A 24,817-nucleotide genomic window follows, 5' to 3' on the forward strand; every position below is an offset into this window, starting at 1 on the left:
GTCAGCCGCCGTCAGAAGCCGTCGTGTCGGATGCCCCACACGGCCGACCAGCTCTCGCCCGGTTCCAGCCAGCGCAGCCCGCGGCCGGTGTTCAGGGCGTTCGCCGGGGCCGTCATCGGTTCGACGGCGAGAGCGACGTCGCCCGTCGGCTTGGTCGCCAGCGTGCGCGACGTGTAGAGCTGCAGGTAGCCGAACGACGGGTCCGCCCAGAGCACGACCCTGCGTCCGTCCGGCGCGGAGACCGTGTGGGCGACCTCGCCGTCGATCACCGGCAGGTCGGCGAAGCCGTCGTCGAGGTCGAGCTCCCCGACCAGGCGCCCATCGCTCAGGTCGAACGGCGTGCCGGCCACGGGCGACTCCCCCACCAGGTTGAGCCGGTCGTCCACATCGAGGTGGGTGCGCGCGCCGACGGTCAGCGTGAGGTCTGCGGTCGGCACGTCGCCGATCCGAAGATACGGATGCGCGCCGATCGCCACGGGGGCGCGCCCGCTCCCGAGGTTTTCGATGGTGTGCGTGACAGTGAGGCCGCCCGGCCCGACCTCGTGCCGCACGGTCGTGGCGAGCTGGAACGGGTAGCCCAGCTCCGGGAAGATCGTGGCCGACTGGGTGACCGACGACGCCGTGCGCTCGACCAGGTCGTACGGCCGGTAGCGCAGCAGCCCGTGGATGGCGTTCCCGCGCGCCGGCTCCGTCACGGCGAGCCGCTGCGTCGTGCCGTCGAACTCCCAGGCCGCATCTTTCACCCGGTTGGGCCACGGCACCAGCACGATCCCGCATCCGGACGGCGGCGTCGCCTCCACCGGGAACGGCTCCGTCAGGTCGGCGCCGCCGAAGCGCAGCGACCGGAGCCCCGCCGCCACCTGCGTGACGGTGGCGGCGAGGTCGCCGGAGACGATGTCGTACTGGGTTCCTGTCGGCGGGTGCATACGGTCAGCGTATTGTCACGCCACCACCACCGCGAGCCCCGCCACCCGCAGGGCTGCGACCTCCGCCTCCGGTGCGCTCTCGCCGGTGATCAGCTCGCTCACCTCCCCGAGGTCTGCGATGCGGCCGAGGTGGGTGCGGCCGAGCTTCGAGCCGTCCGCGACGACGACCGCCCGGCCCGCCGCTCCGACCATCACGCGTTTCAGGTCGGCCTCCGGCAGGTTGACGTTGGTGATGCCGCCCTGGGGATGCACGCCCGTGCAGCCGATGAAGGCCAGGTCGGCGTGCATCCGGTCGAGGAGGGTGGAGGCGAGCGGTTCGACCAGGGAGTGCTGCAACGGCCGCAGCGTCCCTCCGGTGACGACCACCTGAAAGCGCGGGATGGCGGACTCCAGCGAGAGCGCGATGGTGAGACCGTTGGTGATGACCGTCACGTCGTCGAGGTCGTCGCGCGCGGCGAGGGCTGCGGCGATGGCCGCCGTGGTCGTCCCGACGTCGAGGAGGACGCTGCTGCCGGAGACCACCATCGCCGCGGCTGCTGCGGCGATGCGGCGCTTCTCGTCCGCCGAGGTCTCGAGGGCCTCCTCGAAGCTGGCCTCGCGCATCCCGGGGGTGCGGAGGACGGCGCCCCCGTGCACGCGGCGGATGCTCTGCTGCTCGTCGAGCTGGTCGAGGTCGCTGCGCACGGTGACGTCGGAGACCTGGAACGCTTCGCTGAGGTCGCCGACGCGGACGAAGCCTGTCCGCCCGATGAGTTCGAGCATCCGTTCGCGGCGGAGGGCGGCGGGCAGCGGTTCGGCCATGCTGCTATCGTCCGGTGGTTGCGTTTACTTGTCAATACGAAAGCAACTGACTAGATTTGCTTTCGAAACCGAAAGGGACGCTTCGTGCCAGAAATCACCAAACAGGTCCACCGTCTCGCCGACGGCCGCGACCTCATCTACTACGACGACGCGGACACGACGCTCTCCCCCGAACGCGGCCCCGACCTACGCGAGCCGACCCCCAGACCGGCCACCGCGACCATGCGTCAGGACCCGCTCACCGGCGAGTGGATCTCGATCGCGGCCGCGCGCCAGAACCGCGTCTTCCTCCCCCCGGCCGAGCTCGACCCGCTCGCCCCCGCCACCCCCACCAACCTCTCCGAGGTGCCGAGCAACTACGACGTCGCCGTCTTCGAGAACAAGTCGCCGTCGTTCGGCCCGCTGCTCGAAGACGAGAACGCGCCGGAGGGCCTCGACGACCTGTCCGCGATCGGCCTCGGCCGCACCCGCACCTCCGTCGGTCGCTGCGAGGTCGTCTGCTTCAGCCCGTCCTCCACCGGATCCTTCGGCAGCCTCACCCCGTCGCGCGCCCGCACGGTCATCGAGGCGTGGGCCGACCGCACCGCCGCGCTGTCCGCCCTGCCCGGCGTGCGCCAGGTGTTCCCGTTCGAGAACCGCGGGGAGGCGATCGGCGTCACCCTGCACCACCCGCACGGGCAGATCTACTCGTACCCGTACATCACGCCGCGCACCACGGCGCTCATCCGGTCACTGGACGCATACGGGCCCACCCTGTTCGCCGACATCCTGGAACGCGAGCGCGCCTCCGAGCGCGTCATCCTGTCCGGGAAGCACTGGACGGCGTTCGTGCCGTTCGCCGCCCGCTGGCCCATCGAGATCCACGTGCTGCCGCACCGCCACGTCGCCGACTTCACCGAGACGTCCGCGGACGAGCGCGACGAGCTCGCCACCCTCTACCTCCGCGTGCTGCGGGGCGTGGATGCGCTCTACGACAGCCCGACGCCGTACATCGCGGCGTGGCACCAGGCGCCGGTCGGCGTGCGACGCGACGAGATCCGGCTGATGCTGCAGATCACCTCGCCGAGGAGAGCCGCGGATAAGCTGAAGTTCCTCGCGGGATCCGAGTCGGCGATGGGCGCCTGGATCGGCGACATCCCGCCGGAGCAGGCAGCCGAACGACTCCGGGATGCCGTCGCCCGCGCCGACAGGGACGATCCCGCCGGCGAGCTGCCCGCGGGAATCACCGGACTCACCCCCAGAAAGGCCGACCGATGACCGACCTCCGCCAGGACACCCGCGACAGCTTCGCCGAGATCTTCGGCAGGGATGCCGACGGCGTCTGGTCCGCCCCCGGCCGCGTCAACCTGATCGGCGAGCACACAGACTACAACGAGGGCTTCGTGCTTCCGCTGGCGATCAACCGCCGCACCGTCGCCGCCCTCGGGCTCCGCGACGACCGCACCGTGCGGGTGGGCAGCTCGTTCGCCGACGAACTGGTCGAGATCGACCTCGCCGACCTCGGTCCGGAGGTGCTCTCCGGCTGGTCGGCGTACCCGCTCGGCGTCGCCTGGGCGCTCGGCGAGTTCGGCGCCGACCTGGATGCCGTCCCCGGCTTCGACGTGCTCATCGACTCGAACGTTCCCGTCGGCGCCGGACTCTCGTCGTCAGCGGCCATCGAGAGTGCGGTCGCTGTGGCCCTCAACGAGGTCTGGCAGCTCGGCCTGGACAGGCAGACGCTGGCGAAGGTCGGCCAGCGGGCGGAGAACGTCGCCGTCGGTGCGCCGACCGGGATCATGGACCAGTCCGCCTCCCTGCTCGGCGAACGCGACTCCGTCGTCTTCCTCGACTGCCGCACGCTGGACGCGCAGGTCGTGCCGCTCGGTCTCGAGGCCGCCGGTCTGGAGATGCTGATCATCGACACGGGCGTCGAGCACTCGCACGCCACTGGCGGGTATGCCGACCGCCGCGCATCCTGTGAGGCCGGGGCCGCAGCGCTCGGCGTCGAATCGCTGCGCGACGTGAGCGTGGCCGACCTCGACCGCGCCCGCGAACTCCTCGACGACGTGACCTTCCGCCGTGTCCGCCACGTCGTGACGGAGGACCAGCGCGTCCTCGACACCGTGCGCACGCTGCGCGAGCACGGCCCTGCCGCCATCGGCGAACTCCTCGACGCCTCGCACCGGTCCATGCGCGACGACTTCGAGATCTCGGTGCCAGAGCTCGACCTCGCCGTGGAGACCGCGCAGGCCAACGGCGCCATCGGCGCGCGCATGACCGGCGGCGGCTTCGGCGGCTCCGCCATCGCGCTCGTCCCGTCCGACGCGATGAGCCGCGTGCTCGTCGCCCTCGACGGTGCATTCGCCGAGCACGGATTCGGGCAGCCCGATCTGTTCACCGTCAGCGCATCGGAGGGCGCGAAGCGCGAGAATTGACGGTATGACCGCTGCCGACGTCACCTGGCTCGACCCCGACACCGTCCAGCTCCGCCAGCCGAAGGCCTCCCACTGGGAGGCGCCGTTCCTGTTCCTCCTCTTCGGCCGCGACCGGGCGATCCTCTTCGACACCGGAGCGACCGGCGACGAGCGCGTCTTCGCGCTGCGCGGAGCCGTCGACGGCGCGATCGAGACCTGGCTGCGCAAGCATCCCGCCCGGTTCGCCCGGCCGTACGAACTGGTGGTGGCGCACACCCACGCGCACGGCGACCACATCGCGGGCGACGCCCTGCTCGCCGCACGGCCGGGGACGACGGTGGTCGGCACCACCCCCGCCGAGGTGATCGCCTTCTTCGGCTTCCCGTCCTGGCCGGATGCCATCGTCCCGTTCGACCTCGGCGGCCGCGTCATCGACGTGATCGGCGCACCCGGCCACGAGCCGTCCGCGGTGGTCTATTACGACAGGGCGACGCGCATCCTGTTCACGGGGGACACGGTCTGCCCAGGCAACCTGTACGTGCGCGACCGCGCCCAATTCGTGCAGACGATCGACAGGCTCATCCGGTTCCGGGATGCGGCGAAGCCGCGCATCAAGACGGTGCTCGGCGCACACGTGGAGATGTCCACCACCCCGGGCGTCGACTACCCGCCCGGCACCGTCGACCAGCCGGACGAGGCGCCGCTCGCGCTTCCGCCGAGCATCCTGGACGAGGTGCGGGCAGCCCTCGACGTGACCGGGAAGCACGGCGCGCCGAAGAAGCGGGTGGTGCGCGACCGCTTCATCCTGGTCGACGACCAGCGCTGACCCCGCCGACGGCTGACCCGGCTGGTTATGCTGACGGCATGACTCGAATCACCCTCGCCGACGGCTCGGCCCCCGAGGTCCACGACACCGCTTTCGTCGCCCACGGCGCCGTGCTCGCCGGGCGGGTGCACCTCGCCGCGGACTCCAGCGTCTGGTACAACGCCGTGCTGCGGGCCGAGGCGGAGGACATCCGGATCGGCGAGCGCAGCAACCTTCAGGACAACGTCTCCTGCCACGTCGACGCCGGGTTCCCACTCACCGTCGGCTCCGACGTGTCCGTCGGCCACAATGCCGTGCTGCACGGCTGCACCATCGAGGACGGCGTGCTGGTCGGGATGCACGCCACTGTGCTCAACGGAGCCGTCGTCGGCGCCGGCTCCCTCCTGGCCGCCGGCACGCTGGTCCTGGAGGGAGCCGTCATCCCGCCCGGCTCCCTCGTCGCCGGCCTTCCCGGGAAGGTCCGCCGCCCCCTCACCGACGACGAGCGCGCCGGCCTCCTCCGCAACGCCGAGGTTTACCTCGGCCTCGTCGCCGCCCACCGCTAGACAGCTCAGCGCACTCCGTAGATCGGGGAGGCGGCCTGCTCGCGCTCGTGGTCGGGGCCGAGCGGGATGCCGCTGCGGTCGCGCAGCAGCAGTGTCGCCAGCAGGCCGATCACGGTCATGCCCGCCAGGTAGAGGGTGACGGCGAACGTCGACCCCGTCGCCTGCACCAGCGCCGTCGCGATGGTGGGCGCGAACGCACCGCCCAGGATCGCGCCGATCGCGTACGAGATCGAGACGCCGGAGAACCGCACGGATGCGGGGAACAGCTCGGCGTAGTACGCCGCCTGCGGCCCGTAGGTGAAGCCGAGCCCGATCGTCAGGAGCGCGACACCGAGGAACAGCAGCCACACGTCGCCGGTGTTCACGAGCGGGAACAACGCGAACACCCCGGCGAGCTGCAGCACCCAGCCCGCGATGTACGTCGTGCGCCTGGTGATCCTGTCGCTCAGCCAGCCCGCGTACCAGGTCGACAGCAGCCAGGTCACCGCCGAGCCGGTGACCGCCCACAGCACAGGTCCGCGGTCGAGGCCGATCGGCCCATCCGGGTTGGTCGCGTAGTTCTGGATGTACCCGCCGGTGGTCATGTAGCCGACCGCGTTGTTCCCCGCGAAGATCAGCGCGGCGATGACGACCAGGAGCGCGTGCCGCTTGAACAGCGCGACGATGGGAGTGCGGGTCTGCTCCTTGCGGGCCGCGATCTCCTGGAACACGGGGCTCTCATCCACCCGCTTCCGGATGTAGTAGCCGATCACGATGAGCACCACCGACAGCAGGAACGGCACGCGCCAGCCCCAGACCAGGAAGGCGTCGCCCGGCGCGATCAGCGCCATGAGGGCCATCGTCCCCGACGCCAGCAGCAGGCCGAGCGGGACGCCGATCTGTGGCGATGCACCGAACAGCCCGCGGCGCGCGGTCGGCGCGTGCTCGACGGCCATCAGCACAGCGCCGCCCCACTCGCCGCCCGCCGAGATGCCCTGCAGGATGCGCAGGACGATCAGCAGGATCGGCGCGGCGATCCCGATGGCGGCGTAGGTCGGCAGCAGACCGACCAAGGCCGTCGAGACGCCCATCAGGATGAGCGTGATCATCAGCACGAGCCGTCGCCCGTACTTGTCGCCGAGGTGCCCGGCGATGAACGCCCCGAGCGGGCGGAACAGGAAGCTGATGCCCACGGTGAGGAACGACAGCACCGTGGCGATCTGCGGTCCGGCCGGTTCGAAGAACAGCTGACCGAAGACGAGCCCGGCGGCCGAGGCGTAGATGAAAAAGTCGTACCACTCGACCGTCGTGCCGACGACGGTGGCGAAGACCACGCGGCGCCGGTCGGTCTGGGCGGCGAAGCTGCCGGTCGGGGTGAAGTGCCGACCGGATGCGGTCGCGCCGTCGGGGGCGCTGGGATGCGGCCTTGTCATGGAAAGGTTCTCCTTGGTTCGACGTCGTTGTCTGTACGAGCTGACATGCTCGCAGCCAAGATACCATACCGTATACGATTTATGATTCGAAGGAATCATCGCGCGGTGGAGGGTGCAGGCTACTCCGCGACCGGGCCGGGAGTTCCGCCGGTGATACGCACCAGTTCCTCGAACGTGGTCGAGAACACCGTGTGCGCGTGACCGGCGGCGGCCCACACCTCCGGGTATCCGGCGAGCGCCACATCCACCACCGTGCGCAGCGGAGCCGGGTGCCCGACCGGCGCGACACCGCCGATGGTCTGGCCGGTCGCGGCCTTCACCGTGTCGGCGTCGGCACGCCGGATGCGCCCGCCGAGCCGCTCCCCCAGGAACGCGGTGTCGACCCGGTGCGCGCCCGAGGTCATCACGAGCAGCGGCTCGTCGTCGATGGTGAAGACGAGCGAGTTGGCGATGGCGCCGACCTCGACGCCCAGCTCGGACGCGGCGGAGACCGCCGTCGGCGTCGCGGACTCGAACCAGCGCACGCGCGGCTCGACACCCGCCGCGAGCAGGGCAGCCTCGACCGCTTCGACAGCCGGATGCGTCCTGTCGCTCATCGCAGGGAGCGCTCCGCCGACTCCACCACGTTCTGCAGCAACAGAGCGCGCGTCATCGGGCCGACGCCTCCAGGGTTCGGGGACACCCAGGCGGCGACCTCCGCCACCTCGGGGGCCACGTCCCCGGCCACGCGGCTCTTGCCGGTCTCCGGGTCGTCGATGCGGCTCACGCCGACATCCAGGACGATCGCGCCCGGCTTCACGTTGTCCGCGGTGACCAGGCCGGCCACGCCTGCGGCGGCGACGATCACGTCTGCGCGCTTGAGGTGCGCATCCAGGTCGACCGTTCCGGTGTGGGTGAGCGTGACGGTGGCGTTGATCTCGCGGCGGGTCAGCAGCGAGCCGATCGCACGGCCGACGGTCACGCCGCGACCGACGACGACCACGTCCTTGCCCGCGAGCTCGATGCCGTGACGCAGCATCAGCTCGATGACGCCGCGGGGCGTGCACGGCAGAGGCGTGGTGATCGGGCGGTTGACGTTGAGGACGAGCCTGCCGAGGTTGGTCGGGTGCAGCCCGTCGGCGTCCTTCGCCGGGTCGACCAGTTCGAGGATCGCGTCGGTGTCGATGTGCGGCGGCAGAGGGAGCTGCACGATGAAGCCGGTGCAGTCCGGGTCGCTATTGAGGTCCTCGATCACGGCCTCGAGCTCGGCCTGCGAGATGTCGGCGGGCAGATCGCGGCGGATGGACGAGATGCCCACCTCCGCGCAGTCGCGGTGCTTGCCGGCGACGTACCACTGCGATCCGGGGTCGTCGCCGACCAGGATCGTGCCGAGCCCGGGCACGACGCCCTGCTCGCGCAGCACGCTGACGCGCTCCTTCAGCTCCGCCTTGATCGCGGCCGCTGTCTTCTTGCCGTCCAGAATCTGTGCGCTCATCCGCGCTCCTAACGTTGTGACGCCGTCGAGCCGGGACCTGTGCACGCCCGCCGACGGCGTGCCGCGTACAGAAGTCCCGACTCGATTGCTGCGGGAGGTGAGGGGGCCGGGCTAGATGGAGGAGGGGAGCTCGACCGGGAACGCGTCCTGGCCGGACGGGGTCAGGCCGGGGTAGAGCGGGAACGCGGCGGTGAGCGCGTCGACACGGCTGCGGAGGGATGCGGTGTCCGCGCCGGGCTGCAGCGCTGCTGCGATGATCTCGGCCACCTCGGTGAACTGCACGTCGCCGAAGCCGCGGGTCGCGAGCGCCGGGGTGCCGATGCGGAGACCGGAGGTCACCATCGGCGGGCGCGGGTCGAACGGGACGGCGTTGCGGTTGACCGTGATGCCGACCTCGTGCAGCACGTCCTCCGCCTGCTGGCCGTCGAGCTGCGAATTGCGCAGGTCGGCGAGCACGAGGTGCACGTCGGTGCCTCCGGTGAGCACATCCACGCCACCGGCACGGGAGTCCTCCGCCGTCAGGCGGTCGGCCAGGATCTGCGCGCCGCGGACGGTGCGCTCCTGCCGGTCGCGGAACTCGTCGGTCGCCGCGAGCTTGAACGCGGTCGCCTTGGCGGCGATCACGTGCATCAGCGGGCCGCCCTGCTGGCCGGGGAAGACGTTGGAGTTGAGCTTCTTGGCGAGCTCCATGTCGCGGGAGACGATGAAGCCCGAGCGCGGGCCGCCGATGGTCTTGTGCACGGTCGACGACACGACATCGGCGAACGGGACGGGCGACGGGTGGATGCCCGCGGCGACGAGACCGGCGAAGTGCGCCATGTCCACCCAGAGCTTCGCGCCGACCTCGTCGGCGATCGCGCGGAACGCGGCGAAGTCGAGGTGACGCGGGTATGCGGACCAGCCGGCGATGATGACCTGCGGCTTGTGCTCGAGCGCCTTGTCGCGCACGACGTTCATGTCGACGAGGAAGGTCTCCGGGTCGACGCCGTAGGAGACGGCGTTGTAGAGCTTGCCGGAGAAGTTGAGCTTCATGCCGTGGGTCAGGTGACCGCCGTGGGCGAGCTCCAGACCGAGGATGGTGTCGCCCGGCGTCGCGATGGCGGACAGCACGGCCGCGTTGGCACTCGCGCCGGAGTGCGGCTGGACGTTGGCGTACTCGGCCTTGAACAGGCTCTTCGCGCGGTCGATCGCGAGCTGCTCGGCGATGTCGACGTACTCGCAGCCGCCGTAGTACCGACGGCCGGGGTAGCCCTCGGCGTACTTGTTGGTGAGCACGGAGCCGACGGATTCGAGCACCGCGCGCGGCACGAAGTTCTCGGACGCGATCATCTCGAGGTAGTCGCGCTGGCGGCCGAGCTCGAGCGCCAGGACCTCTGCGATCTCCGGGTCGACCTCCGCGAGCGGGGCCGTGAACGTGGATGGGAGTGTGTCAGTCAAAACCGGCTCCTTATAAATGCAACTCAGCAGTGAACGCAGACGGGTGGGATGGTTCCCGTATCGACCCAGGCGCGCGGCCGATCCGCCCGTTTCGCTGGGCATTCGTCGCTCCCCAATGGTGACCATTTGAGCGCCAGTCGCGACGCGAGCAAGCATAGCAAAGGGCGGCTGGGAGGCGAACCCTTGCCGTTTGTTAGGAGGGCTGCAATACTCGCAGGTGGCCGACCGGAGGGGCGGGCAACGACGGCCGTCAGCACACCAAGCACCCAACGCATACTCAGTTGAAGGAGAACGCGTGGTCATCCCCCGCCCGGCGATGCTCGAGTCCATCGATTCCGCGCCGTTCACCCTCGCACCGGATGCGCGGATCAGCGTCGCAGGCCCGGGAGCCTCCTCCGTCGCCGAGTTGCTCCGCGCTGAGCTCGCCTCCGACTGCAGCCGCAGCCTCACCGTCGTGCACGAGCCTCCGGCGTTCGGCGACATCGCCATCGTCATCGCGGACGACGAGGCTCCGGACGGCCACGAAGCGGAGGGCTACGCGCTCGAGGTCGCGGCGGAGGGCGTGCGCATCGGAGCGGCGACCACCGCCGGCGCGTTCTGGGGCGTCCAGACCCTGCGGCAGCTGGTCCCCGCCGAGTGCGGGTCCGATCCGCTCACCATCGACGCCGTCCGGATCGTCGACCACCCCCGCTACGCGTACCGCGGAGCGATGCTCGACGTCGCGAGGCACTTCTTCACCCCGGATGCGGTCAAGCGCTTCATCGACGCGATCGTGCTCCTCAAGGTCAACCACCTGCACCTGCACCTGACCGACGACCAGGGGTGGCGCATCCACATCGACAGCTGGCCGAACCTCACAGCGCACGGCGGGTCGACCGGGAGCGACGGCAGCGACGGCGGCTTCTACACGCAGGACGAGTTCCGCGATCTGGTGGCGTACGCGGCGGAGCGGCACGTCACGGTGGTCCCCGAACTGGACATGCCCGGCCACACCAACGCGGCACTCGCCTCGTATCCGGAGCTGAACGCCGACGGCGTCTCCCCCGCCCTCTACACCGGGTCGAAGGTCGGCTTCAGCACCCTCCTCTCCGGCGACGAGACGACGGCGCGCTTCGTCGACGACGTCGTGCGCGAGGTCGCCGCGCTCACGCCGGGGCCGTACCTGCACATCGGCGGAGACGAGTGCCAGAGCACGGACCCGGCCGACTTCCTCGCCTTCATCGCGGACGCAGCGGCGACGGTCGCCCGCCACGGCAAGATCCCGGCCGGCTGGCACGAGATGGGGAAGAGCGGCGACCTGCCGGATGGCACGGTCGGCCAGTACTGGGACTTCCTCACCCCGCGCGGCAGCGCCGCCGACGAGACCCTGTCGTTCGTGCGCCAGGGCGGCTCGGTGATCATGTCCCCGGCCGACGTCGCATACCTCGACATCGTCTACGAGGAGGGCGACCGCCTCGGCCAGGACTGGGCGGACGGCCCGACCACGCTGCGACAGTCGTACGAGTGGGATCCGGCGCGGGTGGTCCCCGGGCTCACCGAGGCGCACATCCTGGGCGTGGAGGCTCCGCTCTGGACGGAGACGGTGGAGACCGTGTCCGACATCGAGGAGATGGTGTTCCCCCGCCTCGCCGCGGTGGCGGAGATCGGCTGGTCGCCTGCACCGTCCGACACGGATGCGGTGGAGACGGCCCGCGACTTCGACGACTTCGCCGAGCGCGTCGCCGACCTCGCGGAGCACTGGGAGGCGGCGGGGACCAACTTCCGCCGTGTGCCGGAGGTGCGCTGGCGGGAACGCGTCAGTTCCTGACCTCGATCAGGGGTAGCCGAGGAACCAGAGCAGCAGCAGCGCGACCGGCTGCAGGGCGATCCCGCAGATCAGCACGATCATCCTGACCCGTCTGTTGGCGGCGAGCGCCGGCGCACCTGCGAGCGGCGCCAGCGGCATCAGCAGCCGGAACAGGCTCTGCTGCGGCAGGAACACCGCGAACAGGTAGAGCCCGTAGCTCGCCGCGAACGCCACCATCTCCGTGCCGAGCGCGCGGACGCTCGGCCTGCTGAGCAGCCAGGCGAACCCGCCGATCGCGGCCACCACCAGGAGTGCCCCGATCACGTTCGCGTACTTCCAGGTGAACAGGAACCACGGCGTCAGCGGCACGAAGGCGACCCGCCCGATGAACCCGGTCCACCACGACAGCTCGGTCTCGACGTACGCGTCCGCGTATCCGGTGACGACGGATGCGATCAGCGGCCACGCGAGCCCGGCCACCGCCGTCACTCCCCCGGCCACGATCATCGCGATCCGCTCCCGCCAGCCGAACGCATCCTGTCCGCGCCGGGCGACGACCAGGCGCACCAGGAACACGATCCCGAGCGCGAGCGGCAGCGCCAGCTCCCCCGGTTTGGTGAACGCGGCCGCCACCCCGAAGGGGATGATCAGCCAGTACCGCCTCGCCATCATCGCCCACAGCGCCGCGAACATCAGGAAGAAGAACAGGCTCTCCGCGTACGCGATCTGCAGCACGAACGAGAGCGGCCCGAAACAGAACAGCACGGCCGCCCACAGCGCGTTCGACGCGCCGACCCTGGATGCGACCAGCCGGTACAGCACGAGCGTCGCCGCAGCGCCGAACACCGTGGCGACGATGACAGCGGCCGGATAGAACCCGAGCCCGGTGACGAACATGAGCCCGCGCGCGATGGCGGGGAACAGCGGCAGGAACGCCCACGAGTTCTGCTGCACATGCCCACTGCCGTCGGTCGGGAGCGTCGTCGGGTACCCGCCTTCGGCGATCTTCCGGTAATAGGACGCATCCCACGACCCGGAGAACGTCCAGAAGCTGGGCTCGGTGCGCGAGCTGGCGAAATGCCACTCACCGACGGTCGCCGCAACGTACAGGGTCACCATCAGCGTCGTGGTGAACACCCGGGATGCGACGAACACGGCCAGGACGACCACCCACCAGCGATACTCGCGCCCGGCCACGCGAATCCGCGACGGCGATGCGGTACCCCTCTCGGCGAGCACGCCGAGCCGCTCTCTCACGCTCATAGTCCCAGTCTGCCGACCCCGGTCTGTGTGTTCGCCGCGATCGTACTCTCCGCGGGGCGAGTGCGCACGTGGGGTCAGGTTGGTCTTCAATAGATATTTAACGTTGTGGGTTTATGTCGACTGGATTTTTATGTGAACATGTTCAGACTGTAACGAAAGACAATGGAGGCTTCAATGCAGTGGAAATCGATCGTCCAGATGAAAACCCCGGCCAGGCGCGCACGATTCGGTGCAGGCGTAGCCGTCGTCGCTCTCGCGATGACTGCGATCTCCGGGGCGCCTGCCCGCGCTTCCGATGCTCCGTCGGCGGACGGCGCGCGTATGTACGTCAAAGTCGGTGACAATCTCGTCGACCTCGAAGACACCATCCGCACGCACGAGATCGACCTTCACAGCACCCCGGCCTCCGAGGGCGACCGGAAGGCTCGGCTCATCAATCTGAGCCAATGGGTGAGCTGCTATACGTTCAGCATCAAAGATGAGGTCTTCGCCGAATACACCCATTTCTGGGACGGCTTCGGTCACGATGTGCGATTGAAGTGCGGTGACGGGGGTACAAGCGGTTGGGGGTATCGCCATATCGAAGACCGACACAAGGAAGATTGGCAGTCCAAGCTGGATCAAGCTCGTGCCAAGGGATGGAATCCGGCGTGGCAGGGCGTCGATTCCTGGGATGACCTCATGGCCGGGGCTGTAGGTTCGGTGGTCAGCTGGCCGGAGTACGTCGGCGGTAATCCGACTTCGCAGACCAAGTGCGGGGTCACCGACCTCTATCTCGTGGATCGGGACCGACCACAGGTGGTTCTGATGATCATTCGGGTTGCCGCGGTCTGGGCCACCAACAGCGACCGGCTCATCACCGCTTACCCCACCCCGAAGGCCAGCTGCTAACCAGCAAGCCGCTCCGGAGGAGGGGTGGCGAGCTCGTGCTGGCTTACCACCCCTCCGCTGCCAGGTAGCAGGGCACGATCACGGCCACGCCCCGCGTCTCGCGCTGGAGTTCGTCGAACAATGCGTCCCCCTGCGCCTCCCACTCGTCCTGCGCGGTGGGCTCAGTCCATCCGATGGCGGGATCCTGCAGGTGTTCCCATCGAGCGCGCCACGCATGAAGTCGCGCGGCAAGCGGTTTGCCAATATCGAGGTCGTCCGGCGAGACCGGTCCGTCCTCCCAGAGCGGCCACGGGTGTCCCCCCTCGTTCCACATCCGGATGCGACGGAGCCCATCATCCACAGCTGCCATAGCACCCAGAAATAGCATGGCCGGCTCCGAACCACCCTCACACCCCAGGTGGGAGGCGCCCGCATCGCGCCACACGCGCGGGCACCCCCACCGGTCTACTTCACGCTGCCCTGCGTGAGTCCGCCCACGAGTCGTTTCTCGATGAGCATGAACAGCACCACCACCGGGATGACCGCCACGATCGACACCGCGAAGACGTACTGCCAGGCGGCGTCGTACTGGCCGACGAATTTGGTGAGGGCCACAGAGAGCGGCTGGTTGGCGTCCGTCGACAGGATGACCAGGCTCGCCGCGAACTCGTTCCAGGATGCGACGAACGTGTAGATGATCGCCGTCACGATTCCCGGCCAGACCAGGGGCAGCTGCACCCGGAAGAGCACGGTCCATTTGCCTGCGCCGTCGAGCTGGGCGGCCTCGTCCACTTCTTTGGGCACTCCCGCGAAGAAGTTGTGCATGATCCAGATCGCGAACGCCAGGTTGAAGGCCGCGTTGACGAGGATCATCGCCAGCCAGGTGTCGTTGATGCCGAGGGCGACCATCTCTTTGAAGAGGCCGGTCGCGAGCACCGTCGGCTGCAGCATCTGGGTGACGATCACGAGGAAGAGGAACACCCCGCGCCCCGGGAACCGGAACCGCGCCGTGTAATAGGCCGCCGGCACGCAGACCAGCAGCACGAGCGCCGTCGCGAACACCGAGATCACGATGGTCGAGATGAGGTTCTCGGGCAGCGGCGTCTCCGGCGTCGACCACATCGTGAGGTAGTTCTCCGGATGCCAGGTAGTCGGCAGGTAGGTCGGAGGCACCGTCAGGATGTTGTTGCGGCTCTTGAACGAGCCGACCAGCATGATCAGGTACGGCGCGATGAAGATCAGCGCGATCACGAGACCGGCGACCATCCGGCCTGCGACCCTGCCGGTGAACCGGTTCTCGGCGGGACGGCGACGGCGCGGCGGCGTCACCGGGGCGGCGATGCTGGGGGCCTGGACGCTCACGAGACCTCCTTCATGGGTTTGACGATCCACAGGTAGAGCGCCACGACCACGAGCACGATCAGGAAGTTGATCACGCTGAGCGCGCTCGACAGGTCGATCCTCTGCTCGTTCTGCAGCAGTTTGAACATGTATGTCGTCGTCGTGTCCGCCTTGTAGCCGGGGATCGCCCCTGTCATCAGTTTCAGGATGGGCAGGTTGTTGAAGACGTTGATGATGTTGATGAGGCTGGCGAGGGCGATGGCGTTGCGGAGGTTCGGGAGCGTGACGCCGAAGTACGTGCGAGCAGCGCCGGCGCCGTCCATCTTCGCCGCCTCGAGCATGTCGCCCGGGATGCCCGCGAGACCCGCGAGCAGCGTGTACGTGGTGAACGGCAGGGAGACGAACACCGCGATCGCGATGGAAGAGAGGAACGCCGGCACCGGCTCCTTGGTGAAGCCGAACGGCTCGGCGAGCAGGTGCACATCCACCAGGAACTTGTTGATGATGCCGTAGAACGGGTCGAGGCCGTAGACGAAGACGGTCGTGGTCATCACCACGCTGGCCGCCCACGGGATGAGGATGGCCATCCGCACCCACTGCCTGCCGGGGAAGTTCTTGTTCAGGAACTGCGAGAGCGCGAGCGAGATCACGACGGTCAGCACCACCACGGACGCGACCCAGAGCAGCGTGTTGAACAGGATGCCAGGCAGCTCGGGCCGGTTGAGCACCGTGAGGTAGTTCTGGAAACCGACGGAGCCGTGGTCGACTCCGGCGACCGAGATCTTCCTGGTGGAGTTGAAGATCATGTAGCCGGCGGGGAACAGCACCACGCCGAAGATCAGGATGAGGGCGGGCAGCGTCCAGGGGACCGCGTTCGCCAGGTCACGGGCGCCCGTGCCCTGCGGTTTCTGCGACGCCCCGCGACGGGGACGGCCGGTGGCCGTCCCCGTCTCGGTCGTTTCGATGGTGTGACTCATGCCGCGCTGACTACTGCCCGTCGGCCTTCGCCTGGATCGACTTCAGCAGGTCTGCCGGGTTGGCACCCTGACCGAGCTGACCGATCTGGCTCTGGATCGCCCCCTGCGCTGCTGCCCAGTTGGGGTTGGTGGACGGGTAGAACTTGGCGTTCGGCAGCAGGTCGAGGAACGGCTTGATGGTCTCGTCGGAGGCCATCGCGTCCGCGCCGGACTTGGTGGTGGGCAGGAAGCCCTCCGCGCCGACCCACTTGGTGTAGACGTCCGCCGAGTAGAAGTAGTCGAGGAACTTCTTGATCGAGGCCGTCTTGTCCGTCTTGCCCTTGAAGGCCATCAGGTGGTCAGCGACGCCGAGCGTGAACGCTGAGCCGTCCTTGGTGGGGATGGGCGCGATGCCGTACTTGAGACTCGGGTTCTTGTCCTTGATCTGGCCGACGATCGGCGGGAGGCCGATCTGCATCCCGATCTGGCCCTGGATGAAGACGTTCATCAGCGGGGTGCGGTTGGTCGAACCAGGGTTCGCCTCCGTCACGCCGGAGTTGATGATCTTCTGCATCTCGGTGGCGCCGTCGACGTTCTCCGAGCTGTCGATGGTCAGCTTCTTCGCGTCGCCGTACCCTCCGCCTGCTCCGTAGAACCAGATGGCGGTCTCGGCCTGGGCTTCCTCGCTGCCGAGGGGCATCCCGTATCCGGTGACGCCCGCCGCCTTGAGCTTGCCGGCGTCCGTCTCGAACTCCGCCCAGGTCTTGGGCGGGTCGGTGATGCCCGCCTTGGCAAACAGGTCCTTGTTGTAGAACAGCGCGCGGGCGGAGGCGATGAACGGCAGGCCGTACTGGGTGCCGTCGATCGACGCGTTCTTGGCGAACGCCGACTGGAAGTCGTCGAGCGTCTTCGACGAGACGATGTCCTTGGCCGGGTAGAGCAGGTCGTCCGCCGCGAAACCGGCGAAGGCGTCGATGTTCAGGATGTCCGGCTGCTTGCCGGCCTGGATGCGCGTCTTGATGACGTTGTTGATGTCCGTCCACGACTCGACGTCGAGGTTGACGGTGATGCCGCTGTTCTTCGCCTCGAAGTCTTTGATGATCTACTGCCACTCGGCCTTGGTGTTGTCCGAATAGCTCGCGACCATGAGGTCCAGGCTTTGCGCACCGCTGGACGATCCGCCGCCGGAGCCGCCGCCGAATCCACAGGATGCGAGTGTCATGGTCGCCGCTGTCGCCATCGCGACGGCTGCGCCCCACCGCAGGGATTTCTTCATGGACTTCCTCACTCTCGAAGGGAACGAACCGTCAGGTGCAAGGTACGAAGTGCTGCGCGACGGTGCGTCAGTATTGATCCTTTGTGATTTGTTCCTGCACGAAACAATCACATGTATTCACTGGATGCTCGAATCATTGCGCCTACTGGGGCGCTCGTCAAGGAATTCCGCCCAGATCGTTACACGGCGTTAATTCCGTCGCAACAGATCCGGCAAAAGGCGCCAATGAGCGATTGAAGATGATCACTAGACAGACTTATCGCTCATAAGCGATCATTGTCCTGGAAGTGGTTGGCGACAGACAGGAGACGTAGTAGTGACGCAAGCATCCACGCTCGGTGCCGACATGGAGGCCGAACTCCGTTCGCAGCCGGAGACCTGGGCGCGCGCGGCCGATCTGCGTGCAGAGCAGTCGCTCCTGCCGTCGACCGGACAGCGCATCGCCGTCGTCGGCTGCGGCACCTCCTGGTTCATGGCGCAGTCGTACGCCACCCTCCGGGAGACCGCCGGGCTGGGCGTCACCGACGCGTTCGCCGCCTCCGAGGCGTTCGTCGACCGTGAGTACGACGCGGTCGTCGCGCTCACGAGGTCGGGGACGACGACCGAGGTGCTCGAACTGCTCGAACAGCTCCGCGCATCCGGGAGCACGGCCAGGACCGTCGGCGTCGTCGGCGACCCGAACACCCCGCTCGTCGACCTGGTCGACGACGTCGTCGCTCTGCCGTTCGCCGACGAGAAGTCCGTGGTGCAGACGCGCTTCGCCACCACCTCCCTCGCGCTGATCCGTGCGTCGCTCGGAGAGAACATCGACACCGCGATCCGGGATGCGCAGACCGCGGTCGACGAGGAGCTCGACGACACCTTGGTCTCCGCCGACCAGTACTCCTTCCTCGGCGCCTACTGGACCGTGGGCCTCGCCCACGAGGCCGCGCTGAAGATGCGCGAGGCCTCGCAGTCCTGGACGGAGTCGTACCCGGCCAAGGAGTACCGCCACGGACCGATCGCCATCGCTGCTCCCGGCCGCGTCACCTGGATGTTCGGCTCTGCGCCGTCCGGGCTCGCCGCCGATGTCGCGGTGACGGGCGCGCACTTCGAGAACAGCGACCTCGACGGCATGGCCGACCTGATCCGCGCCCAGCGGGTCGCGCTCGCCCGCGCTCGCCGCTTCGAGCTCGATCCCGACCACCCCCGCAACCTGACCCGCTCCGTCATCCTCGCGCCGTGACAGAGCACGCCACTTCCCCGTCCCGGTCGGCTCCGCTCGGCGCCGGCCACGCCGTGCTCGCCTTCGACGTCGGGGGCACGGACATGAAGGCCGCGCTGATCGACGCGGACGGCAGGATCGTCGCGCTCGAACGCCGGGCGACACCGCACGACGGCGACCAGACGGCCGAGGCCGTCGTCTCCGCCGTCGCCGAGCTGTCCTCGCGGTTCAGGGCCGAGCATCCGGAGGTCCGTCCGCTCGCCATCGGGCTGCTCGTGCCCGGCCACGTCGACGACGAGGCCGGCATCGGCGTCTTCTCGGAGAATCTGCGTTGGCACGACTTCCCGTTCCGCGCCCGCGTCGAGGAGACCGTCGGACTGCCGGTCACGTTCAGCCACGACGTGCGAGGAGCGGGAGAGGCCGAGCACAGGATCGGAGCCGCTGCGCCGTACCGCGACGTGGTCGTGATGGCCATCGGCACAGGGATCGCCGGCGCGATCTTCGTGGACGGCCGCCTGCACACGGGCGGCGGCATGGCGGGCGAGATGGGCCACTCCCGCGTCGCTGACGGTCCGGAGTGCGCCTGCGGCGGTCGCGGCTGCCTGGAGGCCATCGCCTCCGCGGCGGCCATCGCCCGCCGGTACACCGCGCTCTCCGGCGTCGCCGTCCCCGGCGCCAAGGAGGTGCTCGAGTTCGCTGCGGCCGGCGACGCCGTGGCGCAGTCCGTCTGGGACTCTGCACTGGATGCGCTCGCCCTCGACCTCTCGCACACCGTCGCGCTGCTCGCGCCGGAGGCCATCGTCATCGGCGGGGGTCTCGCCCAGGCCGGCCCCGCCCTGTTCGAGCCGCTGGCCGCGCGGCTGGATGCGATCCTCACCTTCCAGCGACGTCCCGTGCTGCTCCCGGCGAGCATCGGCGAGAACGCCGGGGTGATCGGAGCCGCCCTGCGCGCCCGCGACCTGCTCGACGCCGCGACGCCCGCCGAGCAGCAAGCTGAGGAGCAGACAGCATGATCCTGACCGTCACCCCCAACCCGGCCGTCGACCTCACATACGCGGTCGACGAGCTCGACGTGGGCGAGAGCCATCGCGTCGCCGCCCCTGCGGCGCGCGCGGGAGGCAAGGGCATCAACGTGGCCCGCGTGATCGCGCAGACCGGCGGGAGCGCGTTCGCGCTGACCACCGCCGGTGGGGTCGCCGGGCTGCGCCTGGCCGACGACCTCGGCGCGAGCGGGGTTCCGCACGAGGTCGTCCCGGTCGCCGCGCAGACCCGCAGCAGCGTCGCCATCGTCGACAGAGGCAGCGGGCTCACCACCATCTTCAACGAGACCGGCGACCAGCTCTCCTCCGCGGAATGGTCCGCGCTGTGGGATGCGGTCACCCGGCTGTCCGTGCCGGCCACCTGCATCGTCGGCTCGGGCAGTCTCCCGCCCGGAGCGCCGGAGGACTTCTACGCGGAGCTGGTCGCGCTCGCGGCGGCCAGGGGCATCCCGAGCATCGTGGATGCGACGGGTCCGGGCCTCCTGCGCGCCGCGGAAGCCGGCGCCTCCGTCCTCAAACCGAACCGCAGAGAGCTGGCGGAGAGCACGGGAGAGAGCGACCCCGTCGCCGGTGCGCGCATCCTCCTCGACCGCGGCGCCGGTCTGCTGCTCGTCTCGCTCGGGGCCGACGGGATGCTCGCGATCGGCCCGTCCTCCTCCCCCGTCCGCGCCCGGCTGGCCGAGCCGCTGCACGGCAACGCCACCGGGGCAGGGGACGCCGGGGTCGCAGCGGTCGCCGCCTGCCTGGCGGCGGGCGTCACCGATCCCGAGCGCATCCTGCGCAGGGCGACGGCCTGGTCGGCCGCCGCCGTGCTCGCCCCGCTGGCCGGGGAGCTCGACCCGTCGTACCCCGAGATCGAGACCCGCCTGATCGTCACCGGCTGAACCGCCGCCGGTCCCTGACACCGTCCATCCCGCACCATCCGTCCCAGTAAGGAAGCCATGCCGCTCGTCTCCACCGCCGACCTGATGCACTCCGCCGCCTCCCGGCAGACCGGGATCGGCGCCTTCAACGTCATCCATCTGGAGACGGCGGAAGCCCTCGTCGCCGCCGCAGAGGAGACGCAGCTGCCCGTCATCCTGCAGATCTCGCAGAACTGCGTCACCTACCACGGCGGCCTCGAGCCGATCGCCCGCGCGACCATCGCCGTCGCGGCGGCGTCACAGGCCCACGTCGCCGTCCACCTCGACCACGCGGAGGACGAGGAGCTGACCCGCCAGGCGATCGACCTCGGCTTCGGCTCGGTGATGTTCGACGGTGCGAAGCTCGACTACGACCGCAACGTGGAGGCGACCATCCGGGTGGTCGACTACGCACACGCCAACGACGTCTTCGTGGAGGCCGAGCTCGGCGAGATCGGTGGCAAAGACGGCGCACACGCCCCCGGTGTGCGCACCGACCCGGAAGAAGCACGCCGGTTCGTCTCTGAGACGGGCGTCGACGCCCTCGCCGTTGCGGTCGGAAGCTCGCACGCGATGACGGAGCGGACGGCCTCGCTCGACCTCGACCTGATCGGACGGCTGCACGCCGCCGTGCCCGTTCCCCTCGTGTTGCACGGCTCGTCCGGCGTGTCGGATGAGACGATCGTCTCAGCGATCCGCTCCGGCATCACCAAGGTCAACGTCTCCACCCACCTCAACCGCTTCTTCACGGAGGCGGTGCGCGGCTACCTGTCCGCGCATCCCGAGGTGGTGGACTCGCGCAAATACCTGCGCGAAGGACGCACCGCGGTGGCTGGCGAGGCGGCGCGCCTTCTCGCGCTGTTCGCTGTGGAGCAGGCGTCAACCCGAACGGAGACACAACGGCGATGAACAGAGCTGAGCGGCTGAACACCGTGCTCGACCTGCTCGCGGAGACGGGACAGCTCGAGGTCGACGACCTCGTGACGCGTCTCGACATCTCCGCGGCGACGGCCCGTCGCGACCTCGACGCGCTCGCCTCCCAGCAGCTGCTCACCCGCACCCGCGGAGGAGCTGTCGGCCAGTCCGTGGCATACGACCTCCCCATCCGGTACAAGCGCGAGCAGCACGCTCCGGAGAAGCTGCGGATCGCGCAGGCGGCGAGCGCTCTCGTCCCGCGCGGCGCCGTCGTCGGGCTCTGCGGGGGAACGACGAGCACCGCCGTCGCGACCGTGCTCGGCTCCCGGCCCGACCTGATGGAGCCGTCGCCTCACCCCAACCTCACCGTGGTCACCAACGCCATCAACATCGCCGCTCAGCTGGTGATGCGGCCCCAGATCAAGACCGTCGTCACCGGAGGCGTCGTGCACGCCCGCTCCTACGAACTGGTCGGACCGTACAGCGATGTCGTGCTGGAGAAGATCACGATGGACATCGCGTTCATCGGCGTCAACGGCATCGACCCCGCCATCGGCGCGACCGTGCACGACGAAGGCGAGGCGAGCGTGAACTCCCTCATGGCCAGGCGCGCCACCCGCGCCGTGGTGGTCGCGGACTCCAGCAAGATCGGGCGCAAGGCGTTCGCGACGCTCGGAGGACCGAAGGTGCTGAACACGCTCATCACCGACGACGGCATCACGGCGGAGCAGCGTGCCGCCTTCGCCGACGCCGGGTTCGAGGTCATCGTCGCGTAGGCCATCGGTGCTTAGGTTATGGTCGATCAAATGACCGCTCACGTCATCCACTCCGCCCGCCTCGTCAGCGAGGGCCGCATCCTGCACAACGGCTGGGTCCGTTTCGAGGACGAGACCATCGCAGAGGTCGGCACCGGCGACGACTGGCGCATCTCCGTCGCCGGCGACCAGCCGGATGCTGTGACGGACGCCGACGGCGCCTGGGTCACCCCCGGGTTCGTGGACATCCACACCCACGGTGGAGGCGGAGCGTCGTTCGACGACGGCGAGGACGCGATCCGCACCGGGATGGCGCTGCACCAGAAGCACGGGACCACCCGCTTCGTCCTCTCCCTCGTCACAGCGCCCGTCGACGACCTCGCTGTGCGGGTGGCGGGCATCGCGGCGATGATGCAGGACGACCGGCGCATCCTGGGCTCGCACCTCGAAGGACCGTTCCTCGACGTCGGGCACAAGGGCGCCCACGATCCCTCCCTCCTCCGCCAGGCGACGCCGTCCGACATCGAGCTCCTCCTCGGGGCGGCGACCGGGACCCTGCGGCAGATCACCCTGGCCCCGGAACAGCCGGGCGGACTGGATGCTGTTCGCGCCTTCTCCGACGCCGGTGTCGCCGTCGCAGTCGGGCACACCGCGGCGGACTATGCGCAGACGCTCGCGGCGTTCGACGCAGGGGCGAGCATCCTGACGCACGCGTTCAACGGGATGGACGGCATCCACCACCGCGCGCCGGGTCCCGTGGCAGCGGCGACGCACACCGCAGGGGTGACGCTGGAGATCGTGAACGACGGGGTGCACATCCACCCGGAGGTCGTGCGGATGACGTTCGCCTCCGCTCCCGGACGCATGGCGCTGATCACCGACGCGATGGCGGCGGCCGGATCGAGCGACGGTGACTACATCCTCGGCTCGCTGGCCGTGCAGGTGCGCGACGGCGTCGCCCGCCTGGCCGAGGGCGGCTCGATCGCCGGGTCGACCCTCACCCTCGACGACGCGCTGCGCCGGGCGGTCACGGAGGTGGGCATCCCGGTCGAGGATGCGGTGCTCGCGCTCACGGAGACCCCTGCGGCCGCCGTCGGTCGCGGTGGCGATCTCGGCAGGCTCGCGGCCGGATACGCGGCGGACGCCGTGCTCCTCGACGACGACTTCCGCGTGCTGCAGGTGTTCACGGCGGGAGCGCCGCTGCCGCGCTGAGCGCGTGCGGGCGTGCTGCCGCGCTGACTGTGGCGGCGGGTCGGGCTCGCGCCCGACCCGCCGACGGTCCGCTCGCGCGGATCCCCCTCGTTTGACGGACGTTCGGGTCGTCCATCAAACGCACGGCGGAGTGGGCCGAATAAGAGCACTCCGCGCCGGATCGCCGTCCATCGCCGACGGCTTCAGTGGGAGAGACGCACCGCTGTCGCGGTTATGACGCCACTTCCGGCAACTTTTTTCCGCCGGTTCAGCGAGCGGTAACAGGACCGAAATATCAGACTTTTTTCAGCTGTTTCCGCCAGAATGGCGGGATGCCCCCCGTCACCGAACAGTCGGACTCCGACCTCGTCGAGCTGACCAGGGGCGGCAACCGGGAAGCATTCGCCGAACTGTGGAGACGGCACGCCCGCGCGGCCATGACGGTCGCACGCTCTCAGACGTCCACCTTCGACGCCGACGACCTGGTCTCGGAAGCGTATGCCAAGATCTACCGCGCCATCGCGGCGGGCGGCGGCCCCACCACGGCGTTCCGCGCGTACCTCTTCAGCACCGTCCGCAACATCGCCGCGTCGTGGGGGCGGGCCAAGCACGAGACGGCCATCGACGAGATGGAGTCCGTCGAAGACCCCGCCTTCAGCGAGGCTGCGACGATGGAGGCACTCGACCGGTCCCTCACCGCGAAGGCGTTCCACACGCTGCCGAGCCGCTGGCAGGAGGTGCTCTGGTACTGCGAGGTCGAGAGCATGACGCCGCAGCAGGTCGCGCCGCTGTTCGGGATGACGCCCAACGCGGTCGCCGCCCTCGCTTACCGCGCACGCGAGGGGCTGCGTCAGGCCTGGGTGCAGGCGCACCTCGCCTCGACGGCCGAGGGCTCCGAGTGCCGCTGGACCACCGAACGCCTCGGCGCATACGCCCGCCACGGCCTCGGTAAGCGCGACACGGCAGCAGTGGATGCGCACCTCGCCGAGTGCGCGCGCTGCAGCATCGTCGCCTCCGAGGCGTCCGAGGTCGGGTCGCGCCTCTCCCTGGTGCTGCTGCCGCTCACACTCGGCATCGGCGGCGCCTCCGCGTACGCGGCGTGGATGCAGTCGGGGGCGAACGCGGTCAGCTACGCCATCGGAGAGTCGGGCGCGGTGATGCCGGGCTCTGCGGCGCCCGGTGCTGGCGGCGCAGGCTCTGGCGGGGCGGGCGCTGGAAGCGCGGGCGGCTCGGGCTCGGGCGCCGCGACTGCGGCTCCCGCAACCGCCACCGCGGCGGCCGGCACCGGAAGCACCGTCGGCATCGGCCTGACCATCGGCGGCCTGCTCGTCGCCGCGGCTGTCGCCGCCGGGTTCGTCTTCGGCCCCCAGCTGTTCCCGCAGCGGCCCGCGTCGGTCACGGCCAGCCAGCAGCAGCCGGACACCGGCGCAGCGACCGCGCCGCCCGTCCCCGCCCCGGCGGCGCCGCTCGCCGCCGATCCTGCTCCCGCAGCGCCGGCTCCCTC

The 24,817-nt window shown here is 69.5% G+C and carries 24 protein-coding genes and 1 riboswitch; of the genes, 13 read left to right on the forward strand and 11 right to left on the reverse strand.

Annotated features, from left to right (window positions below):
- Positions 1 to 11 precede the first annotated feature (11 nt).
- Positions 12 to 926: an aldose 1-epimerase family protein gene (locus tag B7438_RS17830; RefSeq protein WP_085371030.1), complete on the reverse strand. Its 915-nt coding sequence runs from the start codon at positions 924 to 926 to the stop codon at positions 12 to 14.
- Between the two features lie 15 nt (positions 927 to 941).
- Entirely contained in the window at positions 942 to 1,727 is a 786-nt protein-coding gene (locus B7438_RS17835; RefSeq protein ID WP_085371031.1) for a DeoR/GlpR family DNA-binding transcription regulator, read from the reverse strand.
- A gap of 84 nt (positions 1,728 to 1,811) precedes the next feature.
- Here B7438_RS17835 and galT point away from each other — a divergent pair, with 84 nt between their 5' ends.
- From galT to B7438_RS17855, 4 genes are read left to right on the forward strand one after another with little or no spacing between them, the layout of a single operon-like run.
- A complete protein-coding gene (gene galT, locus B7438_RS17840) occupies positions 1,812 to 2,984 on the forward strand; it encodes a galactose-1-phosphate uridylyltransferase (protein WP_085371032.1) in 1,173 nt (390 codons plus the stop codon).
- Entirely contained in the window at positions 2,981 to 4,141 is a 1,161-nt protein-coding gene (galK, locus tag B7438_RS17845; protein ID WP_085371033.1) for a galactokinase, read from the forward strand. The genes galT and galK overlap by 4 nt, the downstream gene beginning before the upstream one ends.
- 4 nt (positions 4,142 to 4,145) lie before the next feature.
- Positions 4,146 to 4,946: an MBL fold metallo-hydrolase gene (locus tag B7438_RS17850; protein ID WP_085371034.1), complete on the forward strand. Its 801-nt coding sequence runs from the start codon at positions 4,146 to 4,148 to the stop codon at positions 4,944 to 4,946.
- Positions 4,947 to 4,984: 38 nt separating this feature from the next.
- A complete protein-coding gene (locus B7438_RS17855; RefSeq protein ID WP_085371035.1) occupies positions 4,985 to 5,491 on the forward strand; it encodes a gamma carbonic anhydrase family protein in 507 nt (168 codons plus the stop codon).
- 5 nt (positions 5,492 to 5,496) lie between these two features.
- On the opposite strand, the gene B7438_RS17860 is transcribed toward B7438_RS17855, so the two are convergent.
- The 4 genes from B7438_RS17860 to glyA form a co-directional block, all read right to left on the reverse strand.
- Positions 5,497 to 6,903: an MFS transporter gene (locus B7438_RS17860; protein ID WP_085371036.1), complete on the reverse strand. Its 1,407-nt coding sequence runs from the start codon at positions 6,901 to 6,903 to the stop codon at positions 5,497 to 5,499.
- Between the two features lie 119 nt (positions 6,904 to 7,022).
- On the reverse strand, positions 7,023 to 7,499 hold the full coding sequence (locus tag B7438_RS17865) for a YbaK/EbsC family protein (RefSeq protein ID WP_085371037.1): 477 nt from the start codon (positions 7,497 to 7,499) through the stop codon (positions 7,023 to 7,025).
- Complete coding sequence (locus tag B7438_RS17870; RefSeq protein ID WP_085371038.1) at positions 7,496 to 8,377, reverse strand: bifunctional methylenetetrahydrofolate dehydrogenase/methenyltetrahydrofolate cyclohydrolase; 882 nt, start codon at positions 8,375 to 8,377, stop codon at positions 7,496 to 7,498. The genes B7438_RS17865 and B7438_RS17870 overlap by 4 nt, the downstream gene beginning before the upstream one ends.
- Positions 8,378 to 8,488: 111 nt before the next feature.
- Positions 8,489 to 9,814, reverse strand: coding sequence for a serine hydroxymethyltransferase (gene glyA, locus B7438_RS17875; protein ID WP_085371039.1), 1,326 nt, complete (start codon positions 9,812 to 9,814; stop codon positions 8,489 to 8,491).
- 56 nt (positions 9,815 to 9,870) lie between these two features.
- Positions 9,871 to 9,965: riboswitch (ZMP/ZTP riboswitch) on the reverse strand.
- A gap of 144 nt (positions 9,966 to 10,109) precedes the next feature.
- Here glyA and B7438_RS17880 point away from each other — a divergent pair.
- Positions 10,110 to 11,621 carry a beta-N-acetylhexosaminidase gene (locus B7438_RS17880; RefSeq protein ID WP_085371040.1) on the forward strand — a complete coding sequence of 504 codons (1,512 nt, stop codon included), beginning with the start codon at positions 10,110 to 10,112 and terminating at the stop codon, positions 11,619 to 11,621.
- A gap of 6 nt (positions 11,622 to 11,627) precedes the next feature.
- On the opposite strand, the gene B7438_RS17885 is transcribed toward B7438_RS17880, so the two are convergent.
- Positions 11,628 to 12,863 (reverse strand): mannosyltransferase family protein, encoded by a 1,236-nt coding sequence (locus tag B7438_RS17885; protein WP_085371041.1) that lies wholly within the window; start codon positions 12,861 to 12,863, stop codon positions 11,628 to 11,630.
- A 174-nt stretch (positions 12,864 to 13,037) separates the two neighbouring features.
- On the opposite strand from B7438_RS17885, the gene B7438_RS17890 reads away from it, so the two are divergent.
- Entirely contained in the window at positions 13,038 to 13,754 is a 717-nt protein-coding gene (locus B7438_RS17890; RefSeq protein WP_143466041.1) for a hypothetical protein, read from the forward strand.
- A gap of 444 nt (positions 13,755 to 14,198) precedes the next feature.
- Here the strand turns inward: B7438_RS17890 and B7438_RS17900 are convergent, their stop codons facing one another.
- The 4 genes from B7438_RS17900 to B7438_RS20920 are packed head-to-tail and all read right to left on the reverse strand — an operon-like array spanning position 14,199 to position 17,306.
- Positions 14,199 to 15,095, reverse strand: coding sequence for a carbohydrate ABC transporter permease (locus B7438_RS17900; protein ID WP_085371044.1), 897 nt, complete (start codon positions 15,093 to 15,095; stop codon positions 14,199 to 14,201).
- The gene (locus B7438_RS17905) at positions 15,092 to 16,051 is read right to left on the reverse strand and encodes a carbohydrate ABC transporter permease (RefSeq protein WP_085371045.1); all 960 of its coding nucleotides are present in this window, start codon (positions 16,049 to 16,051) and stop codon (positions 15,092 to 15,094) included. Before B7438_RS17905 ends, B7438_RS17900 begins: the two co-directional genes overlap by 4 nt.
- 10 nt (positions 16,052 to 16,061) lie before the next feature.
- Complete coding sequence (locus B7438_RS17910) at positions 16,062 to 17,132, reverse strand: extracellular solute-binding protein (protein ID WP_306293910.1); 1,071 nt, start codon at positions 17,130 to 17,132, stop codon at positions 16,062 to 16,064.
- Complete coding sequence (locus B7438_RS20920; RefSeq protein ID WP_256922114.1) at positions 17,133 to 17,306, reverse strand: hypothetical protein; 174 nt, start codon at positions 17,304 to 17,306, stop codon at positions 17,133 to 17,135.
- A 346-nt stretch (positions 17,307 to 17,652) separates the two neighbouring features.
- Between B7438_RS20920 and B7438_RS17915 the strand changes: the two genes are divergently transcribed.
- From B7438_RS17915 to B7438_RS17945, 7 genes are all read left to right on the forward strand, one after another.
- Positions 17,653 to 18,531 (forward strand): SIS domain-containing protein, encoded by an 879-nt coding sequence (locus tag B7438_RS17915; RefSeq protein ID WP_085371054.1) that lies wholly within the window; start codon positions 17,653 to 17,655, stop codon positions 18,529 to 18,531.
- On the forward strand, positions 18,528 to 19,523 hold the full coding sequence (locus B7438_RS17920; protein WP_256922115.1) for an ROK family protein: 996 nt from the start codon (positions 18,528 to 18,530) through the stop codon (positions 19,521 to 19,523). The genes B7438_RS17915 and B7438_RS17920 overlap by 4 nt, the downstream gene beginning before the upstream one ends.
- Positions 19,520 to 20,434, forward strand: coding sequence for a 1-phosphofructokinase family hexose kinase (locus B7438_RS17925; RefSeq protein ID WP_085371046.1), 915 nt, complete (start codon positions 19,520 to 19,522; stop codon positions 20,432 to 20,434). Before B7438_RS17920 ends, B7438_RS17925 begins: the two co-directional genes overlap by 4 nt.
- Before the next feature lie 57 nt (positions 20,435 to 20,491).
- On the forward strand, positions 20,492 to 21,361 hold the full coding sequence (locus B7438_RS17930; protein ID WP_085371047.1) for a class II fructose-bisphosphate aldolase: 870 nt from the start codon (positions 20,492 to 20,494) through the stop codon (positions 21,359 to 21,361).
- The gene (locus B7438_RS17935) at positions 21,358 to 22,143 is read left to right on the forward strand and encodes a DeoR/GlpR family DNA-binding transcription regulator (protein ID WP_085371048.1); all 786 of its coding nucleotides are present in this window, start codon (positions 21,358 to 21,360) and stop codon (positions 22,141 to 22,143) included. The genes B7438_RS17930 and B7438_RS17935 overlap by 4 nt, the downstream gene beginning before the upstream one ends.
- A gap of 30 nt (positions 22,144 to 22,173) precedes the next feature.
- Positions 22,174 to 23,334, forward strand: a complete 1,161-nt coding sequence (gene nagA, locus B7438_RS17940) for an N-acetylglucosamine-6-phosphate deacetylase (protein WP_085371049.1) — start codon at positions 22,174 to 22,176, stop codon at positions 23,332 to 23,334.
- A 311-nt stretch (positions 23,335 to 23,645) separates the two neighbouring features.
- Positions 23,646 to 24,817: sigma-70 family RNA polymerase sigma factor (locus B7438_RS17945; protein WP_143466043.1), on the forward strand; the 1,172-nt coding region annotated here is incomplete at its 3' end.

Source organism: Leifsonia sp. NCR5, assembly GCF_002105485.1.
Lineage (GTDB): Bacteria > Actinomycetota > Actinomycetes > Actinomycetales > Microbacteriaceae > Leifsonia.